Source organism: Streptococcus sp. GMD6S, from assembly GCF_000297015.1.
Map to the genome: position 1 here is coordinate 75,223 of NZ_AJRH01000004.1, position 19,719 is coordinate 94,941.

18 protein-coding genes and 1 tRNA gene are annotated in these 19,719 nt (G+C 40.6%); 3 read left to right on the forward strand and 16 right to left on the reverse strand.

Features of this window, described 5'->3' with window-relative positions; genetic code table 11:
* The 7 genes from GMD6S_RS00925 to GMD6S_RS00955 all read right to left on the reverse strand — a co-directional run bounded on the left by GMD6S_RS00925 (position 1) and on the right by GMD6S_RS00955 (position 7,648).
* Positions 1-759, reverse strand: a complete 759-nt coding sequence (locus GMD6S_RS00925; protein WP_000173369.1) for an ABC transporter ATP-binding protein — start codon at positions 757-759, stop codon at positions 1-3.
* Positions 760-1,141: 382 nt separating this feature from the next.
* Positions 1,142-2,263, reverse strand: coding sequence for an AAA family ATPase (locus tag GMD6S_RS00930; RefSeq protein WP_000156038.1), 1,122 nt, complete (start codon positions 2,261-2,263; stop codon positions 1,142-1,144).
* Between the two features lie 3 nt (positions 2,264-2,266).
* Positions 2,267-2,995 (reverse strand): hypothetical protein, encoded by a 729-nt coding sequence (locus GMD6S_RS00935; protein ID WP_000434511.1) that lies wholly within the window; start codon positions 2,993-2,995, stop codon positions 2,267-2,269.
* A gap of 10 nt (positions 2,996-3,005) precedes the next feature.
* Positions 3,006-4,640 carry a hypothetical protein gene (locus GMD6S_RS00940; RefSeq protein ID WP_001262759.1) on the reverse strand — a complete coding sequence of 545 codons (1,635 nt, stop codon included), beginning with the start codon at positions 4,638-4,640 and terminating at the stop codon, positions 3,006-3,008.
* Positions 4,641-4,756: 116 nt separating this feature from the next.
* Positions 4,757-5,029, reverse strand: coding sequence for a PspC domain-containing protein (locus GMD6S_RS00945; RefSeq protein WP_001060204.1), 273 nt, complete (start codon positions 5,027-5,029; stop codon positions 4,757-4,759).
* Between the two features lie 59 nt (positions 5,030-5,088).
* Positions 5,089-5,532 (reverse strand): SprT family protein, encoded by a 444-nt coding sequence (locus GMD6S_RS00950; protein WP_001054542.1) that lies wholly within the window; start codon positions 5,530-5,532, stop codon positions 5,089-5,091.
* The gene (locus GMD6S_RS00955; RefSeq protein ID WP_000359111.1) at positions 5,519-7,648 is read right to left on the reverse strand and encodes a Tex family protein; all 2,130 of its coding nucleotides are present in this window, start codon (positions 7,646-7,648) and stop codon (positions 5,519-5,521) included. The genes GMD6S_RS00950 and GMD6S_RS00955 overlap by 14 nt, the downstream gene beginning before the upstream one ends.
* 130 nt (positions 7,649-7,778) lie before the next feature.
* Between GMD6S_RS00955 and GMD6S_RS13060 the strand changes: the two genes are divergently transcribed.
* From GMD6S_RS13060 to GMD6S_RS00970, 3 genes are read left to right on the forward strand one after another with little or no spacing between them, the layout of a single operon-like run.
* Entirely contained in the window at positions 7,779-7,910 is a 132-nt protein-coding gene (locus GMD6S_RS13060) for an SPJ_0845 family protein (RefSeq protein WP_000268696.1), read from the forward strand.
* The gene (locus GMD6S_RS00965) at positions 7,911-8,816 is read left to right on the forward strand and encodes a permease (protein WP_000151877.1); all 906 of its coding nucleotides are present in this window, start codon (positions 7,911-7,913) and stop codon (positions 8,814-8,816) included.
* Positions 8,813-9,631, forward strand: a complete 819-nt coding sequence (locus GMD6S_RS00970; protein ID WP_000617742.1) for a TIGR03943 family putative permease subunit — start codon at positions 8,813-8,815, stop codon at positions 9,629-9,631. Before GMD6S_RS00965 ends, GMD6S_RS00970 begins: the two co-directional genes overlap by 4 nt.
* 183 nt (positions 9,632-9,814) lie before the next feature.
* Here the strand turns inward: GMD6S_RS00970 and GMD6S_RS00975 are convergent, their stop codons facing one another.
* The 9 genes from GMD6S_RS00975 to leuC form a co-directional block, all read right to left on the reverse strand.
* The gene (locus tag GMD6S_RS00975; protein WP_000627735.1) at positions 9,815-9,976 is read right to left on the reverse strand and encodes a hypothetical protein; all 162 of its coding nucleotides are present in this window, start codon (positions 9,974-9,976) and stop codon (positions 9,815-9,817) included.
* Positions 9,977-10,123: 147 nt separating this feature from the next.
* Entirely contained in the window at positions 10,124-11,050 is a 927-nt protein-coding gene (locus tag GMD6S_RS00980; RefSeq protein WP_000633651.1) for a bifunctional riboflavin kinase/FAD synthetase, read from the reverse strand.
* A gap of 142 nt (positions 11,051-11,192) precedes the next feature.
* On the reverse strand, positions 11,193-14,732 hold the full coding sequence (gene smc / locus GMD6S_RS00985) for a chromosome segregation protein SMC (protein ID WP_000280904.1): 3,540 nt from the start codon (positions 14,730-14,732) through the stop codon (positions 11,193-11,195).
* Positions 14,723-15,421 carry a ribonuclease III gene (rnc, locus tag GMD6S_RS00990; RefSeq protein ID WP_000661472.1) on the reverse strand — a complete coding sequence of 233 codons (699 nt, stop codon included), beginning with the start codon at positions 15,419-15,421 and terminating at the stop codon, positions 14,723-14,725. The genes smc and rnc overlap by 10 nt, the downstream gene beginning before the upstream one ends.
* A 182-nt stretch (positions 15,422-15,603) precedes the next feature.
* Positions 15,604-15,675, reverse strand: a tRNA-Arg gene (locus GMD6S_RS00995).
* 67 nt (positions 15,676-15,742) lie between these two features.
* Positions 15,743-16,729, reverse strand: coding sequence for a GMP reductase (locus tag GMD6S_RS01000; RefSeq protein ID WP_000931181.1), 987 nt, complete (start codon positions 16,727-16,729; stop codon positions 15,743-15,745).
* A gap of 198 nt (positions 16,730-16,927) precedes the next feature.
* Positions 16,928-17,707 (reverse strand): L-threonylcarbamoyladenylate synthase, encoded by a 780-nt coding sequence (locus GMD6S_RS01005; protein ID WP_000160520.1) that lies wholly within the window; start codon positions 17,705-17,707, stop codon positions 16,928-16,930.
* Between the two features lie 25 nt (positions 17,708-17,732).
* Complete coding sequence (gene leuD / locus GMD6S_RS01010) at positions 17,733-18,326, reverse strand: 3-isopropylmalate dehydratase small subunit (protein ID WP_000410639.1); 594 nt, start codon at positions 18,324-18,326, stop codon at positions 17,733-17,735.
* A 9-nt stretch (positions 18,327-18,335) separates the two neighbouring features.
* Positions 18,336-19,718, reverse strand: a complete 1,383-nt coding sequence (gene leuC, locus GMD6S_RS01015) for a 3-isopropylmalate dehydratase large subunit (RefSeq protein WP_000907574.1) — start codon at positions 19,716-19,718, stop codon at positions 18,336-18,338.
* Position 19,719 lies beyond the last annotated feature (1 nt).

The following is a 19,719-nucleotide window of genomic DNA, read 5'->3' on the forward strand; positions in this document are numbered from 1 at the left end:
CTAATTCACCTCGCTTGCCATAACAGTCAAAGTATCAGAGATTTCTTGGAACATCTGACGCTCTGTCTTGTCTCCACGGTAGATTTGGTTGTAAAGAATGCCGTCTTTGATAAAGAGAACGCGCTTGGCCCTGCTGGCTGCTGCCGTTGAGTGAGTTACCATGAGAATGGTTTGGCCACGTTCATTGATTTCATCAAATACATCCAGAAGTGCTGCAGATGACTTGGAGTCAAGGGCTCCTGTTGGCTCATCAGCAAGGAGAATTTCAGGTTCTGTGATGATGGCGCGTGCTACTGCTACCCGCTGCTTTTGACCGCCTGAGATCTCGTAAGGGTACTTCTCTTGCAATTGGTTGATACCTAGATTCTCAGCAGTCACCACCAATTTTTTCATCATCTCCGTAATAGGTTTTCGTGATAGAACTAACGGAAGCAAGATATTATCCTTAACAGACAAGGTATCTAGCAAGTTAAAGTCTTGGAAGACAAATCCCAACTTCTCACGACGGAAACTCGAAGCCTGTGAATTTTTAATAGTGGCTGTGTCGGTTCCGTTGAGGTAAACCTGCCCGCGAGTTGGTTTGTCCAGCATAGCTAGAATGTTGAGCAAGGTTGACTTTCCTGAACCAGACTCACCCATGATAGCAACGTAGTCACCCTTTTCTACGGTAAAGTGAATGTCCTTGAGAGCCTCAACTTGGTTGCCTTGGAAACGTGTTTTGTAGATTTTTTGAACGTGTTTTACATCTAAAAGTGTCATGATTTTCTCCTTCTTAATATCCCATCAATTGAAACTGTGCTTGCATCATAGCGCATCCTAGTTGAACACGCTCGATATCTTTTTGACTTGGTTTTCTTGTTTTCTTTTGTAAAATTCTTTTCATGGTTTTACTCCTTTGTTCTTTATGAGTCTAGTTTATCGCAAAAAAAGAGGTCTTGCCATAACCTAACCTTACAAAAGAGACTTTAATCTTACATTTTTGTAAGATTGAAAAAATCAAGCAATTTCGCTATCAATATTTTACCACAAAAGAAAGTCAAGAAGAAAACCCTTGCGGATACAAGGGTTAAGGTTCGATATTCAGTCTGCATCAATCAGTAAGAAATTTAGCTACGATTTGATGATGTATTCTCTCAATTAATTATATTTCTATATAAGCAGAACAGTTTTCTTCTAAAGAAAAATCGTCTTTTATCAACAAAGTTAAATCTTTTGAAGATACACTCTCACTTTTATCTATTCGAACAGCTTGATTCATTATTAAATCTTCATAAAGATTTCGAACGAAACGTCCGTTAGAAAAATTTGTGAGATTACTTTCTAACTTTTCATTAAAATAATTTAATAATATTTCTTTCAACTTGTCCTCAATCTGGTAGTCGTCTTTTCTTGCTAAAGTTTCAAGAATATCTAACAATTCCGTAGAAGAATAATTTTCAAAATTAATAAAATAATTAAAGCGAGATTTCAAACCAGGATTTGATTCAAAAAAATGATTCATTGGATCAGTATATCCTGCAACAATAACAATTAGATCATCTCTTGAATCCTCTAGAGCCTTTGTTAATTCCGTTAAACATTCTCGTCCATATGAATCCGTATTGTCATTTTCTGTAATACTATAAGCTTCATCTATGAATAAAACGCCACCTTTTGCTTTTTCGATAACATTTTTTACTTTCAAAGCGGTTTGACCTTGGTAACCAGCAATTAAATCCGTTCTAGAGACTTCAGTAAAATGCCCCTTTGAAAGAAGGCCTAACTGAAAATACATCCGACCTACAATTCTGGCCACTGTCGTCTTTCCAGTACCAGGATTCCCCATAAACGCCATATGTAAAGTTCTCTTTGGTACTTTTAGCCCAGACTCTTTTCTTTTGGACTGAACCTTTTGATATATAACTAACCTCGAAACTTCCTCTTTAACTTTTTGTAAACCAACTAATTGATTTAATTCCTTCATCAATTCATCCAGAGAAGAGTTGCTACGTTTTCCTAACTCCTGCCCTAGTATTTCATAAAGGGAAGAGTAACCTAAATAACAAGCTAAATTATCAGATAACTCTTTCAGCGTTGGACTTATCTTACTTTTTTTGTTCTCTTTTTGAAATAAATATATAGATTTATATAAATCGGCTACTTTATTTGTGTCAGAATGATCAATTATAATCTCATTCACTTTAGTGAGAAAAACCAATTCGTTACCCAGTTGTCGATCCAATTTTTTGGCACTCTCAATTAGTTTATCACGGGATATTGTCATAATCTACCTCAAAAACATAAAAAGTAAAGCAATAATTAACATTCCAATGGATACTCCGGATATGATAAAAACTGTAAGTAGTCGATTGGAAATAAGTTGAATTTGTTGTTTACTTTCTTCTAATTCTCTTCTAAGCTCCTCGAGTTCAGCAGTATGTGAAACAGGTTCTAAAGGGATTTTTGATGAGAATTGTTCTAATTTATCAATTCTTTCATCTAACGAAGATAGAATTCTTTTATGTTCCTCAATGGATTCTTTATGATTATTTTCATTTAATTTTTCTTTAAATTGCTTAAGTGCTAAGAGTGTAGAAGTCTGTTTCTCAATCGTTTTATCAATACGTGCTTGCTCTTTTAAAATTTTCTTATTGTTAAGCTCTATTGCAGCTACATTACAAATAATTGCTTGAATATGACCTTTATCAAGAGCTTCTAAAGCTTTATAAACTTGACCAAATTCTTCAATAAGTTTTTGTTGATTATCATAAAATTTTGAAATGTAATTTTGAGTTTGTTCAACTAAAGTATTAAACTCTTTACCAGTAACTCCATGCTCAACAAAATCAAGACCAAAACCAAAGAATTCTTCATGAGTCCTAACTGTATCAAAATACAAATCATCTCGACTCTGTTCAGCAAACTCTTTCAAATGCTCTTTCGCTTCATCGAAATCATGTTTGCTAATGTTTATTTCAATTGTTTCTTGTTCTTGCTCAAATACTTCTTGTTCCATATTTATCTCCCTAATCTAATAATTCTTGTAATAAATTATCAATCTCATCAAAGTCACTTTTATCGTCTCTTGTAGATTCTGCAAAAATATCTGATAGCTTTTCTTTCATTATTGAAGCAGCCATATCATGTCTTTCCTTAATAGTATTGATAACAGAATCTTTTTCTACTTGAAGCTTTATGCTCTTTACATCTAATAATTGATCTTGAATTACTAACATTTCATTATTTTGATCAATTTTCTTAGATTTTAGTTCGGAAATTTGTTTATTGACAATTTGCTGATCAATCATTTTTAATACAAAAGCACCTGTTATACCAGCGACAGTAGCCCCCATAAATGTTCCGATAATACTAGCCAATGAGCCTAGAATAGGTATTTCTACCGCAAGTGGAGGCGCAATGGCAATGAGAGATTTACCAATTATTTCTCCCAAAGCCAGTCCTCCTGTGACAACTATACCTGCAGTAATTACTTTCCCAAGTTCAAGAATAATAATATTAATATCTTTGGAACTATTTTCAGGATTATTCAAATAATCAATAGCATCTTTTAGAGATGACCAACCTTGTTTTATAAATGTCCAAATTTTTAAAAAAATTTCACCAACTGTTCCAAAAATAGATGTTACAAGCATTGTTAAGATAGATTGACCAACATTTAAAATATGCTTTGATAAATTTGAAACAAAAGAAGAAACAGCTTCTTTTAATTTCTCAAGGAATGAATTGAAATTCTTATGCTTTTCACTCAACCAAACTATAAATTTCTTGATAATTTCTTTTAAAAATTCTGATAAAAGTTGAAAAATTGCAGCCTTTAAAGCTTTTCCGGAAACTTTTAATGCTTCGTCGTGTCGTGATTTTTTACCAGATTGAATAGCTTTTTCTTTATTTTCTTGTTTTCTTTTATGAAGTTCTTCTCTAGCCTCTTGATCATCTTTCTCTAACTGTTTTCTATTAATATTAAAACGTTCTTCTGGCTTCAATCCATTCCTTTCAGAGTCCAAAAATTCTTTCATAGTTTTGTCGCCTTTAGACATATTAGCAGAAGCGTCTAAATCATGTAAATTTTTAGAACTATTAGCAAACTCTTTTACTTCCTCTTTAGAAAAAAATGTAGACATTTCAATATCATTCAATTGCTCCTTTATAGAAACTGTATGATCTTTATGAACCGCTCCTGAACCTTTGTCTCTTCCTTTGTCAAAAAACTCACGAGCATCACTTTTTAGAACTCTTTCACCTTTTTTATTAATAGTGAAGTTGTCTTGCCATTTAGTGTATCTTCCTTGATAATCAACATCTCTATTATGAGTTGCAAATTTCCCTTTTTCAAAATTTTCAGCAGTTTGGATATGAGCTTCTTTTCGTAAATCTAGGGTTTGACCTTTGTTCTCTTTAATAAACTCTTCACCAATTTGGGCAGCAAGTTGAAGTTGTACTTGCTCCCAAACTATATTTTCAATAGATTCTTGAAGATATTCATTATTTTGTAATTTCTCTCTGTCTATATCAAGTTGATCTATATGTTCAACAACATCCTTAAGGTTATTTTCTAAAGAACTTTCTAATTCAAGTAATTGTTCATAGTCAAAGTCAGTTTCAGAACTTTGTAATTCAAACGTTTTATTCTCGTTAGCCATATTAATCTCTCTACATTATTATTGTATTCATTGATTTATTATACCATTTCAAGATTTGATTTGACAAGTTTAAAAAAACTTCGTCCAATCGGACGAAGTTCCTGCTTCTATTATTATCACCAAAACCGTCCATCATTGTCATCAATTGCCTCGGCTTCCTTTCGTTTGCGTGGTCCTGTTCCGTACATTTCTGCTTCGATTTCTTCCTTAGTTGGCAGGATAGAGGCGAGGATGATGTAAATAATCACGCCAATCCCAAAATTTGATATGGTAAAAATGGCAAAGAGAAAGCGGACTAAAGTTACATCAAAATTCCACTTGTCTGATAGACCAGCTAAAACTCCCGACACCATACTATTTCGTTTCATTTTATAAAATTTGTTATTCATGATATGTTCCTCTTTCGGTATTCTTACAAGTAGTATAGCATGAAACAGGTTCACAAACATCAGTCCTTAGGCCGATTTAAGATGACGAGTTTACCACGGCAGACGCCACAGCGATAGCGTTTGGTATCAATCTTCCTCTTTCGTTGATAGGATTGCTTGCAGGATTGACACTGATAGACTAGGTAGGTACTTTGGTCTTTCAGAGGGGGGACAAAGCGCAGTCCATCCACTTCTTTCAAAAGTTCTTTAAAATCTCGGTCCTTATGTCGATATCCTTTTTTCTGAAAATAAAGGTGATAGTGACAGAGTTCATGGCGTACGATTTTTCGAAAAACCTTCAAACCAAGTTCATTATAGACCTTGGGATTAAAATCCAAATGCCCATCTTTAGGGAAAAATCGCCCGCCTGTCGTTCGCAGACGAGAATTCCACTGAGCTTGGTGCGTGAAAGGTCTACCAAAGTCTTCGAGTGAAACAGACTGAACGTACTCAGTTAGATTCATCTGGAGCAAGGAGCGACAGATTGACTTTTTCACGTTCGGTATCGATTTTCTTAACCCAAACCGTTACCAAATCTCCGACTGAAACCACTTGGCTGGGATGTTTGATAAATTTGCGACTCATGTGGGAAATATGAATCAAGCCATCCTCGTGAATCCCAATATCAACGAAGGCACCGAAATCAACGACATTACGCACCACACCTTCCAGCTTCTGGCCGACTTTTAAATCCTTGATATCCAAGACATCTTGGCGAAGCACAGGTGCATCAAAGGAGTCCCGGAAATCTCGACCTGGTTTAAGAAGGTCGGCAATGATATCTTTAAGGGTTTCTGGGCCGAGATTCAGTTCCTGTGCCATCTCCTTAACTGAAAGGGACTTAAGCTTACTTTGTGCCTCTTCATTCAAGTCTTTGATATCCAAGCGTTTGAAAAGCTCTTTGACGGCAGCATAGTTCTCTGGATGAACTCCTGTATTATCAAGGATATTGCTACTTTCAGGAATACGGAGGAAACCAGCAGCTTGCTCAAAGGCTTTGGCACCGAGACGAGGAACTTTCTTAATTTGAGAGCGTGAAGTGATTTTTCCTTCTTCTTCACGGTATTTAACGATATTTTCAGAGATAGTTTTATTGAGTCCAGCTACATGGGAGAGAAGTGCTGGGCTGGCTGTATTGACATTGACACCGACCTGGTTAACCACCGTATCAACGACAAAGTCCAGACTTTCAGACAGTTTCTTCTGACTGACATCGTGCTGGTATTGCCCGACACCGATTGACTTGGGATCAATTTTGACCAATTCGGCAAGCGGATCTTGCAAACGACGAGCGATAGAAATAGCAGAGCGTTTTTCAACAGTTAATTCTGGAAACTCCTGACGAGCAAGTTCACTGGCAGAGTAGACAGAAGCACCACTTTCATTGACGATAACATAGCTCACTTCTGGAAAATCTTTCAGAACTTCCGCCACAAAGGCTTCGCTTTCCCGGCTGGCCGTTCCATTTCCGATAGCAATAATTTCCACGCCATACTGTCCAATCAAATCTGCCAAATCTTTCTTGGCTTCTTCAATCTGACGAGCTGAAGCTGGTTTAACAGGATAAATGACTTGAGTCGTCAGCATTTTCCCTGTTGCATCTACGACAGCAAGCTTGGCACCTGTACGAAAAGCAGGGTCAAAGCCTAGAACCACGCGCCCTTTCAGTGGAGCAACCAAGAGGAGATTTCGCAAGTTGTCAGAAAAGAGTTGGATAGCCCCTTCTTCTGCCTTTTCGGTTAACTCTGTCCGAATGCGCCGCTCGATAGCCGGCAAGACCTTTTTCTTAACTGACTGTTGAACCACTTCATCAATATAGGCGTTTCTCACCTTGAAACGAGCAGCAAAGAATGATAAGATACGGTCTGTCGCATGTTCGAAGCCGACTTTTAAGACACCTAGTTTCTCCCCACGATTGAGAGCCAAGGTACGATAACCCTGCATGTTGCCAACTGTCTCTGAAAAATCATAGTAAATCTGAAAAACTTGTTTTTCATCAAGGCTTTCATCCTTGACTTGCGAAGTGATTTTAGAGTGTCTCAACACTTCTTGATAGGTCAGTGAACGCAAAGTCACATCTTCCGATAAGGCTTCGACCAAGATATCAACCGCACCAGCCAAGGCTTCTTGACCAGTCGCAAATCCTTCACAGACAAACTTCTCAGCTTCTTTCTCTAAGCCATCTACGTTTTGCAAAATCAAGCGAGCAAGAGGAAAGAGTCCAGCTTCACGGGCAATGGTTGCCTTGGTCCGACGTTTTTCCTTATAAGGAAGATAGAGTTCTTCTACGTCTGCTAATTTCTCAGCTGCCAAAATAGCTGCTTCCAATTCCTTGGTCAGCTTGCCTTGTTCTTGAATCTTAGCCAAGACAGCTTCCTTACGGTCATTGAGATTTGTCAGACTTTTATCCAAGTCGATAATAGCCTTAATCGCCACCTCATCCAGACTACCAGTCATGTCCTTGCGATAACGCGCGATGAAGGGAATTGTCGCCCCCTCAGCCGTCAAACTTAGAACAGTATCGATTTGCTTTAAGGTTACACCCAAATCTTGGGAGATTTTTTCATATTTTTTATCCATGAATCTATTATACCATAAGGAACAGTTCTTGTTTTGCCTTACCTGTTTTTGCATCTTTGATTATCAAAATAATCCCTTTTCCACAAAATAATAGTATAATAGAGGTAGAATGTAGAAAAGAGGTAGGCCCATGGCTGTTAAATTTACAAAAACGGATGACTTGGACAAGATGTTTGAAGAATTCGCCAAACTTCCTGACTTAACACAGGTCACTTTTCCAGATGACAAAGATAAAAAAGAAAAAGTTGAGAAGAAAAAATAGATGACGATTTTCCAATCTCTTCCTCCTAGTGTATTACAAGCGGGAGCTATTTTTCTCTCCATCATGATTGAAGCCCTTCCTTTTGTCTTGATTGGGAGTCTCATTTCGGGATTGATTGAGGTCTATATCACACCTGATAAAGTTTATGAGTTTCTCCCTCGCAATCGTTGGGGGAGGATCTTTTTTGGTACCTTCATTGGCTTTCTCTTTCCTTCTTGCGAATGTGGTATCGTTCCGATTATCAATCGTTTTCTGGAAAAGAAAGTGCCCAGCTACACAGCGGTTCCTTTTCTGGTGACTGCTCCCATCATCAATCCTATCGTTCTTTTCGCCACATATTCTGCCTTTGGCAATTCAATAAAACTTGCCTTCTTGCGAGCTCTGGGAGCTATTGTGATTGCTTTGATTCTGGGGATTTTCCTAGGATTTTTCTGGAAGGAACCCATTCAAAAAGAGAATCCTATCGCTTGCCATGAACATGACTTTTCACACTTGGGTCCCGCTAGAAAAGTGTTTCAGATCTTTATACAAGCTATTGATGAGTTTTTCGATATGGGGCGTTACTTGGTCTTTGGCTGTCTCTTTGCGGCTATCGTGCAGGTCTATGTCCCGACTCGGATCTTGACCTCTATCAGTGCTAGTCCAGTCCTTGCGATTCTCTTGCTCATGTTTCTAGCCTTTCTCCTCTCTCTTTGTAGCGAGGCGGACGCCTTTATCGGCGCTTCTCTCCTCTCGAGCTTCGGCCTAGCGCCAGTCCTTGCCTTTCTGGTCATTGGCCCCATGCTTGATATCAAAAATCTCCTCATGATGAAACACTATCTCAAAGCGCGCTTCATCTTGCAATTCATGGGCATCGTGACAGTGTTTGTCTTGCTTTATTCTTACATGATAGGAGTGATGCTATGATCCGATTTTTCATTTTACTGGGTTATTTTGCTCTAACTCTGTATCTGCAGCTATCTGGCAAGCTCAGTCACTACATCAACCTCCACTATTCCTATCTAGTCTATATCTCCATGATCCTTTCTCTTCTGTTGGCTCTGGTCCAATTCTATATCTGGATCAAGAAAATCAACTCTCACAGCCATTTGGAAAGTCGTCGAGCTAGACAAATCAGCGTCCTTTTACTGTCTCTACCTCTCTTGATTGGGGTTGCCTTTCCGACCGTAAGTTTGGACTCGAGAACTGTATCTGCCAAAGGTTATCATTTCCCACTTGCTGAGGGAATCAACACAGCCATTCAGGCAAGCGAAGGAACATCCAGTCAATACCTCAAACCCGATACCAGCACCTATTTTTCCAAATCTGCTTATGAAAAGGAAATGAGGTCTACAGCTGATAAATACCTCTCCCAGTCAACCATTCAGGTTACAGATGAAAACTATATGGAGGTCATGGAAGTTCTCTATGACTATCCTCAGGAGTTTGAAGGAAAGAAAATCGAGTTTACAGGCTTTGTTTATAACGATCCTAGCCATCCAGATAGCCAATTCCTCTTTCGCTTTGGGATTATCCACTGTATCGCAGACTCTGGTGTATATGGACTCCTGACCAAGGGAAACTCACGCCAGTATCCTGACAATACCTGGATTACCGCTAGAGGAACCCTGACCCTCCACTACCATAAAGAACTCAAACAAAAACTCCCAACACTGGAAGTTGAGAGTTTCACAAAAGTAGACAAACCAGAAAATCCTTATGTTTATCGCGTATTTCAATAAAAAGAGACAATATCAGAATTTCTGTATTACAGAATTCCAATATTGTCTCTTCATTTTTTTCTTATACTCATTTCAATCTAACAAACTAGCTTACTTTTTGTTCTTTTCTCTGACAGAATGTTCAGAAACCCATTTAGAATAGCTTATCATTTTTTTCAATTTGCTTTTCTGTTAAATAGACTGTCATCTTTCCAACAAAGCTTTGAAAACATCGTCGTATTCATCAAAAATTGTATCCAATTTCAAGTTAAAGGCATCATCAGATACATAAGAGACCTGATGATCCAATTCTTCAGGAGTAAAGATAATTTCACCACTTGGAATATTGAATTCGCCTGTAATCATATTAGTCTCTTTTCTTTGATTTTTAAAGTTATGAATATCACTATTTTAACAGATTTTCAATCAAGCTTCAATTATGTTTCTCTCTATAAAAATTTCTTTCAAAAATAAAAAAGCAAACCCATAATATGGTTCACTTTTTTAACTCTTCTACTCTCCATCCTTCCAGTTCCGAGCAATCTCTTCGTCTTTCTGGAGTTGGTCTACGAGTTCTTCTATGGAGTCAAATTTGACCATATCGCGAACACGGTCCAGCCAGTAGACCATGACTGTCTCACCGTAAATATCGTCTGAAAAGTCGAAAATATTGACTTCAAAACGTGGTTCTTCTCCATCGAAAGTAACATTTTTCCCAACACTTGCCATGCCACGATATCTCTGACGTTGCACTTCGATATCGACTACGTAAACACCGTCCGCTGGCATGTAAGTTCGGTCTCTTAGGACCAGATTGGCTGTTGGATAACCAATAGTCCGCCCACGAGCATTTCCATGAACGACCATTCCACGAGATGGGAGCGGAGTGCCGAGCAGATGCTTGACTTCCTTTACATCTCCATCAAGAATTGCCTGACGAATCCGTGTAGAACTAATCTTGCCCTTTTCATCCTCAACTGGAGGAACAATGATGATCTCTCCATCAAAATAGTCCTTCAGGTCATCCGCAGTTTTCTTATCTGAGCCAAAGGTATAGTCAAATCCTGCTACAATAATCGCTGGTTTTAAAGCTCGAACATAGGTATCAAAGAATTCTTGACCCGTTAGACTAGCAAATTTGCTACTAAAGTCAAGTAGGAAAAGAGCCTCTACTCCGTGCCACTTCATCTTGTGCTCTCGTTCCTCATGATTGACGATGTGAAGCATGAGTTCAGGTTGGTAAGGTTGTAAGGCAAGTTTTGGCGATTCTGTAAAGGTCATCACGACAACTGGCAGATAATCCTTCATCGAAGCCTTACTGGCTACTTCAAAGAGTTTCTGATGCCCCTTGTGGATGCCATCAAAATAACCTAGTACAAGGACTGTATTACCTGGTACTGCAATATCTTTTTCGTTCTTAATAGGTACTGTTGTAATCATGAAACTATTATATCATAGAGAAAGTCTTTTCGCTAAGAGGAAATCCCAAATGTCGTTTTTTGCGCCTGAACTGACCTTAAGAGAAAATGTAGCACTTTAGTTTTAAAAATAGCACCTCCTAAGAGATGCTATCATTTAGTAACTAGTCTACTGTTTCTTCTAAATCTTTTAACTTAACCGAAACAATCTTAGACACACCTGATTCTTGCATGGTAACTCCATAGATAGAATCCGCTGCCGCCATCGTTCCCTTACGGTGGGTCACGACGATAAACTGACTATCCTTATCAAAGCGGTTGAGGTAATCCCCAAAACGTTTAACATTGGCTTCGTCCAGCGCCGCTTCTACCTCGTCCAAGATGACGAAAGGAATGGTCTTAACTCGGATGATTGAGAAGAGCAGAGCCAGAGCTGATAGGGCTTTTTCCCCACCACTCATAAGGTTGAGAGATTGGATTTTCTTACCTGGTGGTTGAACAGAAATCTCCACACCAGCTGTTAAAAGATCACCCTCAGTCAATATCAAGTCTGCCTGACCACCGCCAAACATCTGTTTAAAGGTCACTTTAAAGGACTCACGAATAGCCTCAAAGGTTGATTTAAAGCGTTCCTTAACCTCATCATTCATCTCTGTGATGGTCTCAAGAAGCAAGTTTTTCGCAGACAAAATATCATCTCGTTGGCTATTTAGGAAATCCAAACGATTGTGGACTTCTTCGTACTGTTCAATAGCATCCAAATTGACTGGACCGAGTGAGCGAATAGCCTTCTCAAGATCCTTAACCTCTTGCTCTGCCAGATTGAGGTCTTCCAACTCATGCGCTTTTTCTAGAGCCTCAGTGTAGCTGATCTGGTACTGGTCAGTTAATTGAGCTTGTAGATAGCGCAAGCGTTCGCTGACCTTTTCTTTCTTGGCTTCAGCACGTGTTTGTTTGCGAATCCACTCTTCGTTCTGCTGGCGAGCCTGATCCAAATGGCTGGCAATATCATCCAGTTGACCCTCGATATCATCCAATTCAAACTGCTTGCGAATCAGACCTTGTTGAAGATTGGCTTTCTGAGTTTTGGCCTCTTCCACCTGCTGACTTAGCAAATCCGTATCCACTTTCTCAAGATTATCAACCTTTTCTTGGAGAAGGCGCTGAATTTCCTCTTGTTCGAGATCCAGATTATCCAATTCCTTACTTAGTCGTTCAATATCAGTCACTTCATACCGCTTTTGTCCTTGCAGTTCTGACTTAAGCAAGCGTGCTTGCGCTACTTGTTCCTGCAAGTTTTGATAACGTTCTTGAATAGCGTTTTTGTTAGACTTAATCTCTTCAATCTCAGCTTCCAGATTTTGCTTTTCACTGGCGATAGTTGCAAGGCGCTCTTGGCATTTTTCCTTGTCCGCTTGCCAATCTCCTTCAGATAGGCGATTTAATTCCTCTTCTTGAAGTTTCCAAAGCGTTTCCAGTTCTTCGACCTGCTGATTGGTTTGTTGATAAGCGAGGTACAAACCTTGCTCCTGAATACGAGCTTGCTCACCCTGAGATTTGATGGCTTCTAATCTTTCTGCCAATACCGCCATCTCATCTTGCAAGGTCTTCAAACTCGCTTCTTCTGACCGCAAGTCAGCTTCTTCTTCAGCAATTTCTTTTTGTAATTGTTCCAGCTCTGGCTTGATGAAAATACTGTTGTTTTGACGATTGGCACCACCCGCGTAGGAACCACCTGTACGCAATTCGGTACCATCAAGCGTCACCATACGAACCTGGTAACGAACTTGACGAGCTGCCGTACGGGCATGTTCTACGGTATCAAAGATAGCCGTTGTGGCTAGCAAGTTTTTGAAAATGGCTTCTAGTCTCTTATCAAACGACACCAACTCATCTGCCATTCCCAGAAATCCTGGACTTGCTGCGATAGCATCTTGATTCTGACTAGAAATCGTACGAGCTTTGATAGTCGTCAATGGAAGAAAGGTCGCACGACCAGCTCTATTGCGCTTGAGGAAATCAATCGCCTTTGTTGCCGCGTTTTCATCTTCTACGATGATATGCTGACTGCTAGCTCCAAGCGCAATCTCTAGGGCAGTTTGATAATGCACATCAAAGGTCAAATGTTCACTGACTGCACCAATGATCCCACCAAGACGGGCTTTTTCTTGAAGAACACTCTTAACACCCGCATAAAAATTACTATGATTTTTTAGGATGTTTTCCAAACTCTGGGCTCTAGCCTGCTTGTTTTTGAGACTGTCTAGACGATCAAAGAGTTGGCTCTGCTGGGCTTGGTAAGAAACTTTCTGCTCCTCTTGTTCCTTGGCACTAGCTTGGTAGTCAGCCAATAATTTCTGAACCTGCTCCTTGGCAGTTTCAAGCTCAGCCTGCTGTTGACTGGCCTTTTCTCTAGCTGTAGCCAGTTGTTCTTTCAGTTTCTCAAGTTGATCAGCTTGTTTTTGAGACTGCTGACGGCTGTTTTCCAACTCATTCTCGATGCGGGTCAGTTGGTTTGAGACATCCGCTTCTTCTTGTAAAAGCGCAACAAAACGTTCACGCAGGAGCTCGATCATTTGGTCAGGATCATCTGAAAATGCCAACAACTCCGCTTCTAAACGATTGAGTTCCTTGTTGTTTTCAGCTAGACTTTCCTCTAACTGTTCCAAGTTCGCTTCTTTTTCAGATTTTTCTTTACTCAGAGCCTTTCTCTTATCTTCCAAAGTCGCCAAACGGGTTTGTGCTTCTTGTTGATTGAGGGCTACCTGCTCAGATTCCAGTTTAGACAAGGCTAGTTTTCGCTCTAAGTCACTGATCAAACTAGTCAAATCCATTAAGCTCCCTTGGTCTTTAGCCATTTGAGCTTGGAGATCTTGGCGTTTCTTTTTAAGAGTTTGATTTTCCTCTTCTAACTCTTCACGTTTTTGGTAATAACTGGTCAAGAGTTCCTGAACCTGCGTTAGCTCGTCTTCTGTTAGCTCTAGTTCAGACTTGTTTTCCTTGATTTGAGCAATCAGTACATCCAAGTAAATCGCCTTGCGTTGACCATCCAAGTCGAGAAACTTGCGCGCATTCTCGGCTTGTTTTGCAAGGGGCTTGATTTGATTGTCCAATTCATAGATAATATCCTCTAAGCGGTCGAGATTGTCTTGAGTTTGTTGCAGTTTGCTTTCTGTTTCTTTTCGACGAGTCTTGTATTTTAAAACTCCAGCAGCTTCTTCAAAAATAGCACGGCGTTCTTCGGGTTTGGAGTTAAAAATTTCCTCAACCTTCCCTTGGGAAATGATGGAGAAGGAATCCCGACCCAAACCGGTATCCAAGAAGAGGTCATGAATATCACGCAAGCGAACTTTCTTGCCATCAATTCGATACTCGCTATCTCCACTACGGTAGATATGGCGTTCTACCTTAATGACTTGCCCTGCATCCTTAATAAAACCATCTTCATTGTCCAAGGTCACGACAACAGAGGCATAATTGAGTGGTTTGCGACTTTCAGTTCCAGCAAAGATAACGTCCGGCATCTTGCCACCACGAAGACTCTTGACACTAGACTCACCCAAGGCCCATCGCAAACTTTCTGTGATATTTGACTTCCCAGAACCATTGGGTCCAACGACAGCTGTCACGCCTTGGTCAAATACGACCTTGGTCTTGTCAGCAAAGGACTTGAATCCCTGAATCTCAATCTCCTTTAAATACATGAATCCAGCCCTTTCTCAACTGCATTTTTAGCGGCCTCTTGCTCAGCCAATTTTTTAGAACGACCTTGACCTTTTCCGATACTCTTGCCCTCAACCAGAACTTCTACATCAAAAACCTTGTCATGGGCAGGCCCCGTCTCAGAGGTCACCTGGTAGCGAATATCCACATCTCCATTGACCTGGAGCAACTCTTGCAGGTGTGTCTTGTAATCCTTAATCATTTCAAAGTCACCTGCTTCAACCTTGGGAATCATGACCTGATAGATGAACTCTTTTACTCTAGCAACATCCTTGTCCAAAAGCAATGCTCCCAAAAAAGCTTCAAAGGCATCTCCAAGAATGGTGTCACGATTGCGCCCACCAGACTTTTCTTCTCCTTTTCCTAGCTTGATAAACTGATCAAACTGGCAATCACGCGCAAAACCAGCCAAACTCTCCTCACGGACAATCATAGCACGGAGTTTAGACAAATCTCCCTCTGGTTTCTTAGGATATTTTTTATACAGATATTCTGAAATCAATAATTGCAGAACAGCGTCTCCTAAAAATTCCAAGCGCTCATTGTGTGAAATTTTTAAGAGGCGGTGCTCATTGGCATAACTCGTATGAGTAAAGGCCGTTTCCAGTAAGTTTTTGTCTGCAAATTCGATTGCAAAACGCTTCTTTAGTACAGTTTGTAATTCTTTCATACCAACCTCTTTCTAACTGATAACAGTCCTTCTTATTATATCAAAAAAAGCCCCCTTAGTCACTTTAAAACGGGACTAGAGGGGAATTGAGCATTTTTTAGAAGACAATTTCAATTTTAGGGATAAACTTGGGGCGAGATAAAGAAAAAAGCCTTATTTAAGGCTTTCATAGGCTTTTTACATCCACCCTGAGGGAATCGAACCCCCATCTCAAGAACCGGAATCTTACGTGATATCCATTACACTAAGGGTGGAAACTTGTCTTATTATAACAGAAATTTGCTCTAATAACAAGTTTTTTATGGGTAGACTAAGCGTCCATTAGTGGGAAGCATCCCCGTTCCAGATAGAGTTTTTCACGATAACATAATCAACGTGTTTGAGGTCAGCAACCTTTCGTCCACCTGCATAAGAGATAGCACTTTGCAAGTCCTGCTCCATCTCAGTAAGGGTGTCTTGCAAATGCCCTTTAGCAGGCAGTAAGATACGTTTTCCTTCCACATTTTTATAAGCACCCTTTTGGTATTGAGAAGCTGAACCATAGTATTCTTTGAATTGTTCGCCATCGACTTCAATCGTCTTTCCTGGGCTTTCGATATGTCCTGCAAAAAGGGAACCAATCATGACCATGCTGGCACCGAAACGAATAGACTTGGCAATATCACCATGAGTACGAATGCCACCATCAGCGATGATCGGTTTACGCGCAGCCTTAGCACACCAGCGAAGGGCAGCCAACTGCCAGCCACCTGTACCAAAACCAGTCTTGACCTTGGTGATACAAACCTTACCAGGACCGATTCCAACCTTAGTAGCATCCGCACCGGCATTTTCCAATTCACGAACAGCTTCTGGTGTCCCAACGTTACCAGCAATGACAAAAGTATCTGGTAATTCTTTCTTGATGTGTTGAATCATTGAAATCACACTATCTGCATGACCATGAGCAATATCAATCGTGATATATTCCGGAGCATCAGCCTTGAGTTGGCTAACAAAGTCATACTCGTAGTCCTTGACACCGACAGAAATGGAAGCAATGAGCCCTTGGTTGTGCATGCGCTTGATAAAAGGAATGCGCCCAGCCTCGTCAAAACGATGCATAATGTAGAAGTAACCACCTTTAGCAAGCTGCTCTGCTACGTTCTCATCCAAAATCGTCTGCATATTTGCAGGTACAACGGGTAGTTTGAAAGTGTGATTTCCAAGTGTGACACTCGTGTCTGCTTCTGCACGGCTTTTAATGACACATTTATTTGGGATCAACTGAATATCTTCGTAATCAAAAATTGGAAATTCATTTAACATATCGATGTCTCGTTTCTTTTGTAATGACCTACCTATGCTTGCGCATCCCTACGCCTTTTCCGACGTTTCCTTAACTTATTATAAGCCAAAGTACAGTTTTTGTCAAATATTTTTAATAATCAAATTATATAGTTCGGTTTTTGTTTCGGAAATAGAAAGAGAAAAAAGAGAGATTAGATTCTCTCCTCTTCTCCAATCTTAATAATACTCACCCTGGCGGTAGTCCCATGAGTTAAAGGTATCTGACAAATGCATCATGATTTTATCAATGTCAAGCCCTTTGCGGATAACGACTGGTGCTGGTGAGATTGAACGGTCTCCTCCTTGTTCTGGGATGAGCTTACCATCTTTATCAACCATAGATACCATCACACCTTGCTCGTAGCGAGTTTCAATCGTTTTGTCAGGTTGGATAGATGCCACATAGTCGTCTGCTTCAATGACAAGATCCACTGCTCCTTCGATCCGTTCCCCGATACCTTCCACCTTACCACGGTTTCCTTTTCCAGATGGGTTAGCTGATGAGGCGTAGACCATTTTACCTTCTTCCCAAAGTTTGGCAGCCAGTTGTTCACCAGCTTTACCAAACTTGATGACAAAACAGCTAGTACCACGCACGTCAGTCATAAGTTCTTCACGGCCATCACCGTATGCTTTGAGTTTCTCAAAGGCTTCTGGTTTCCAAGGAAGGATACAACCTAGGAGAATATCTTCGTCCCAATGTTTTTGGTAGAAGGCTTCAATTTCTGGGTTGAGTTGTGCTAAAGCGCGAAGCTCGTCCATGCTACCGCAGAGAACAACACCTGGTTTGTTACGGTTACGCTCTTTGGCTTCAAATTTGCGTTCAAGACCTGCCTTATCGCTAGTCATGATAATGTAACCAACTTTAGTAGGACAAACGATACATCCGCCCTCACCTTTTAAAATGTTATAGCCTTCTTGTGAAAGTGTTCCGTTCCATTGAATGTGTTTTGTCATAGTTCTATTTCCTTTTCTATTTTTACTAATCCTGCCAGTAGGCTGGTCGTCGTTTTTCATAGGCAGCAATCAAGTCCTCATACTGCAAGGTAATTCCGATATCATCCAAACCATTTAAAAGCTTGTGTTTCCATTCTCTATCAATTTCGAAAGTGAATTCTCCGACTGGTGAGATGATTTTTTGTTGTTCCAAGTCCACAGTTACCTGATCGGTCGGTTTAAGTTGGGCTAGTTTTTCTCTAACCTCCCTAGGCTGAACAATGGGCAACATGCCATTATTGAGTTCATTATTGTAATGAATGTCCCCGAAAGAGCCTGCAATCACGACCTTAAAACCATAGTCGGCTAGAGCCCAAGCTGCGTGTTCCCTCGAAGAACCTGCCCCAAAGTTATCCCCTGAGATGAGGATACTGGCTTTTCGGTATTCAGGTCGGTTAAAGACAAAGTCTGGATCCTCAGTGTAGTTATCGTCCAGATAACGCCAAGCATACATGAGGTACTTACCAAAGCCTTTTTTATCAATTAACTTGAGAAACTGCTTAGGAAGTATTTGGTCGGTGTCAATGTTATCATTCATGAGAGGAACGGTCGTTCCCGTATAAACTGTAAATTTCTCCATATCCTCTCCTTACTGGGCCTCTGGCATTTGCCGAACATCTACGAAGCGCCCTGCTATAGCTGCCGCCGCTGCCATGGCTGGACTGCAGAGATGGGTTTTAGCACCAAATCCTTGTCTGTCTTCAAAGTTGCGGTTACTGGTTGAGGCACAGTGGACACCATCAGGGACCTTGTCAGGATTCATCCCTAGGCACATAGAGCAACCTGGGTCTCGCCACTCAAAGCCAGCATCTAAGAAGACCTTATCCAAGCCCAACTTCTCAGCAGCTCGTTTGACAGGACGAGAACCTGGTACTACGATTGCTGTTAGATTGGGAGCAATCTTCTTCCCTTTGACAAATCGCGCAGCCAGCTGTAAGTCACTGAGCCGAGCATTGGTACAAGAGCCAATAAAGATATAGCCTAGTTCAATATCCGCTGGCTTTTGACCAGGCTCCAAGTCCATGTAATGATAAGCGCGCTCATCATTCATATCCTTAATTTCTGGGAATCTACTGTCAAAATCAACCCCCATAGCAGGATTTGTTCCCCAGGTCACCATAGGAGCCAAGTCTGAGACATCCATCCGGATAACCTTATCATAGACAGCATCGTCATCGCTAACTAGGTTTTTCCAGTCGGCAACCGCCTCCTCAAAGTCCTCTGGAACACATTCCCGTCCCTTGAGATAGTCATAGGTGGTCTGATCTGGATTCATAATTCCCATCTTGGAGCCAAACTCGATGGACATATTGCAGATGGTCATTCTCTCTTCCATGGTCAGTGCATCAATGGCTTGTCCACGATATTCAACCACATAGCCAACACCACAGGCAACGCCGTACTTGGCAATTAAGGCGAGAATGTAATCCTTAGAATAAACTCCTTTTTGAGGAACACCAGTGAATTCTACCAGCATTTTCTTGGGTTTGACCTGCCAGAGGGTCTGGGTAGCAAAGACATGCTCGACCTCACTGGTCCCAATCCCAAAAGCGATAGCTCCGAAAGCTCCGTGAGTAGCTGTGTGGCTGTCTCCACAGACGATGAATTTTCCTGGTTGCGTCCGTCCTGTTTCTGGACCAACCATGTGAACAATTCCCTGCTTTTCAGAACCGTGGGCCGCATGTTCAATCCCAAACTCCTCAACATTTTCAGCAAGCTTATCAATTTGAGCCTTGGAAATGACATCTCGAATATCGTAGATATTGACCGTCGGTACATTGTGGTCAAAGGTCCCAAATGTCAAGTCTGGTCGTCTCAATCTGCGGCCTGCATCTCGTAATCCTTGAAAAGCTTGGGGACTGGTCACTTCATGAATATAGTGCTGGTCCACATACATGAGTTGGGGCTGCCCTTCTTCTCCTGTGATGACATGACGGTCCCATAATTTATCAAAAATTGATTTTCCTGCCATC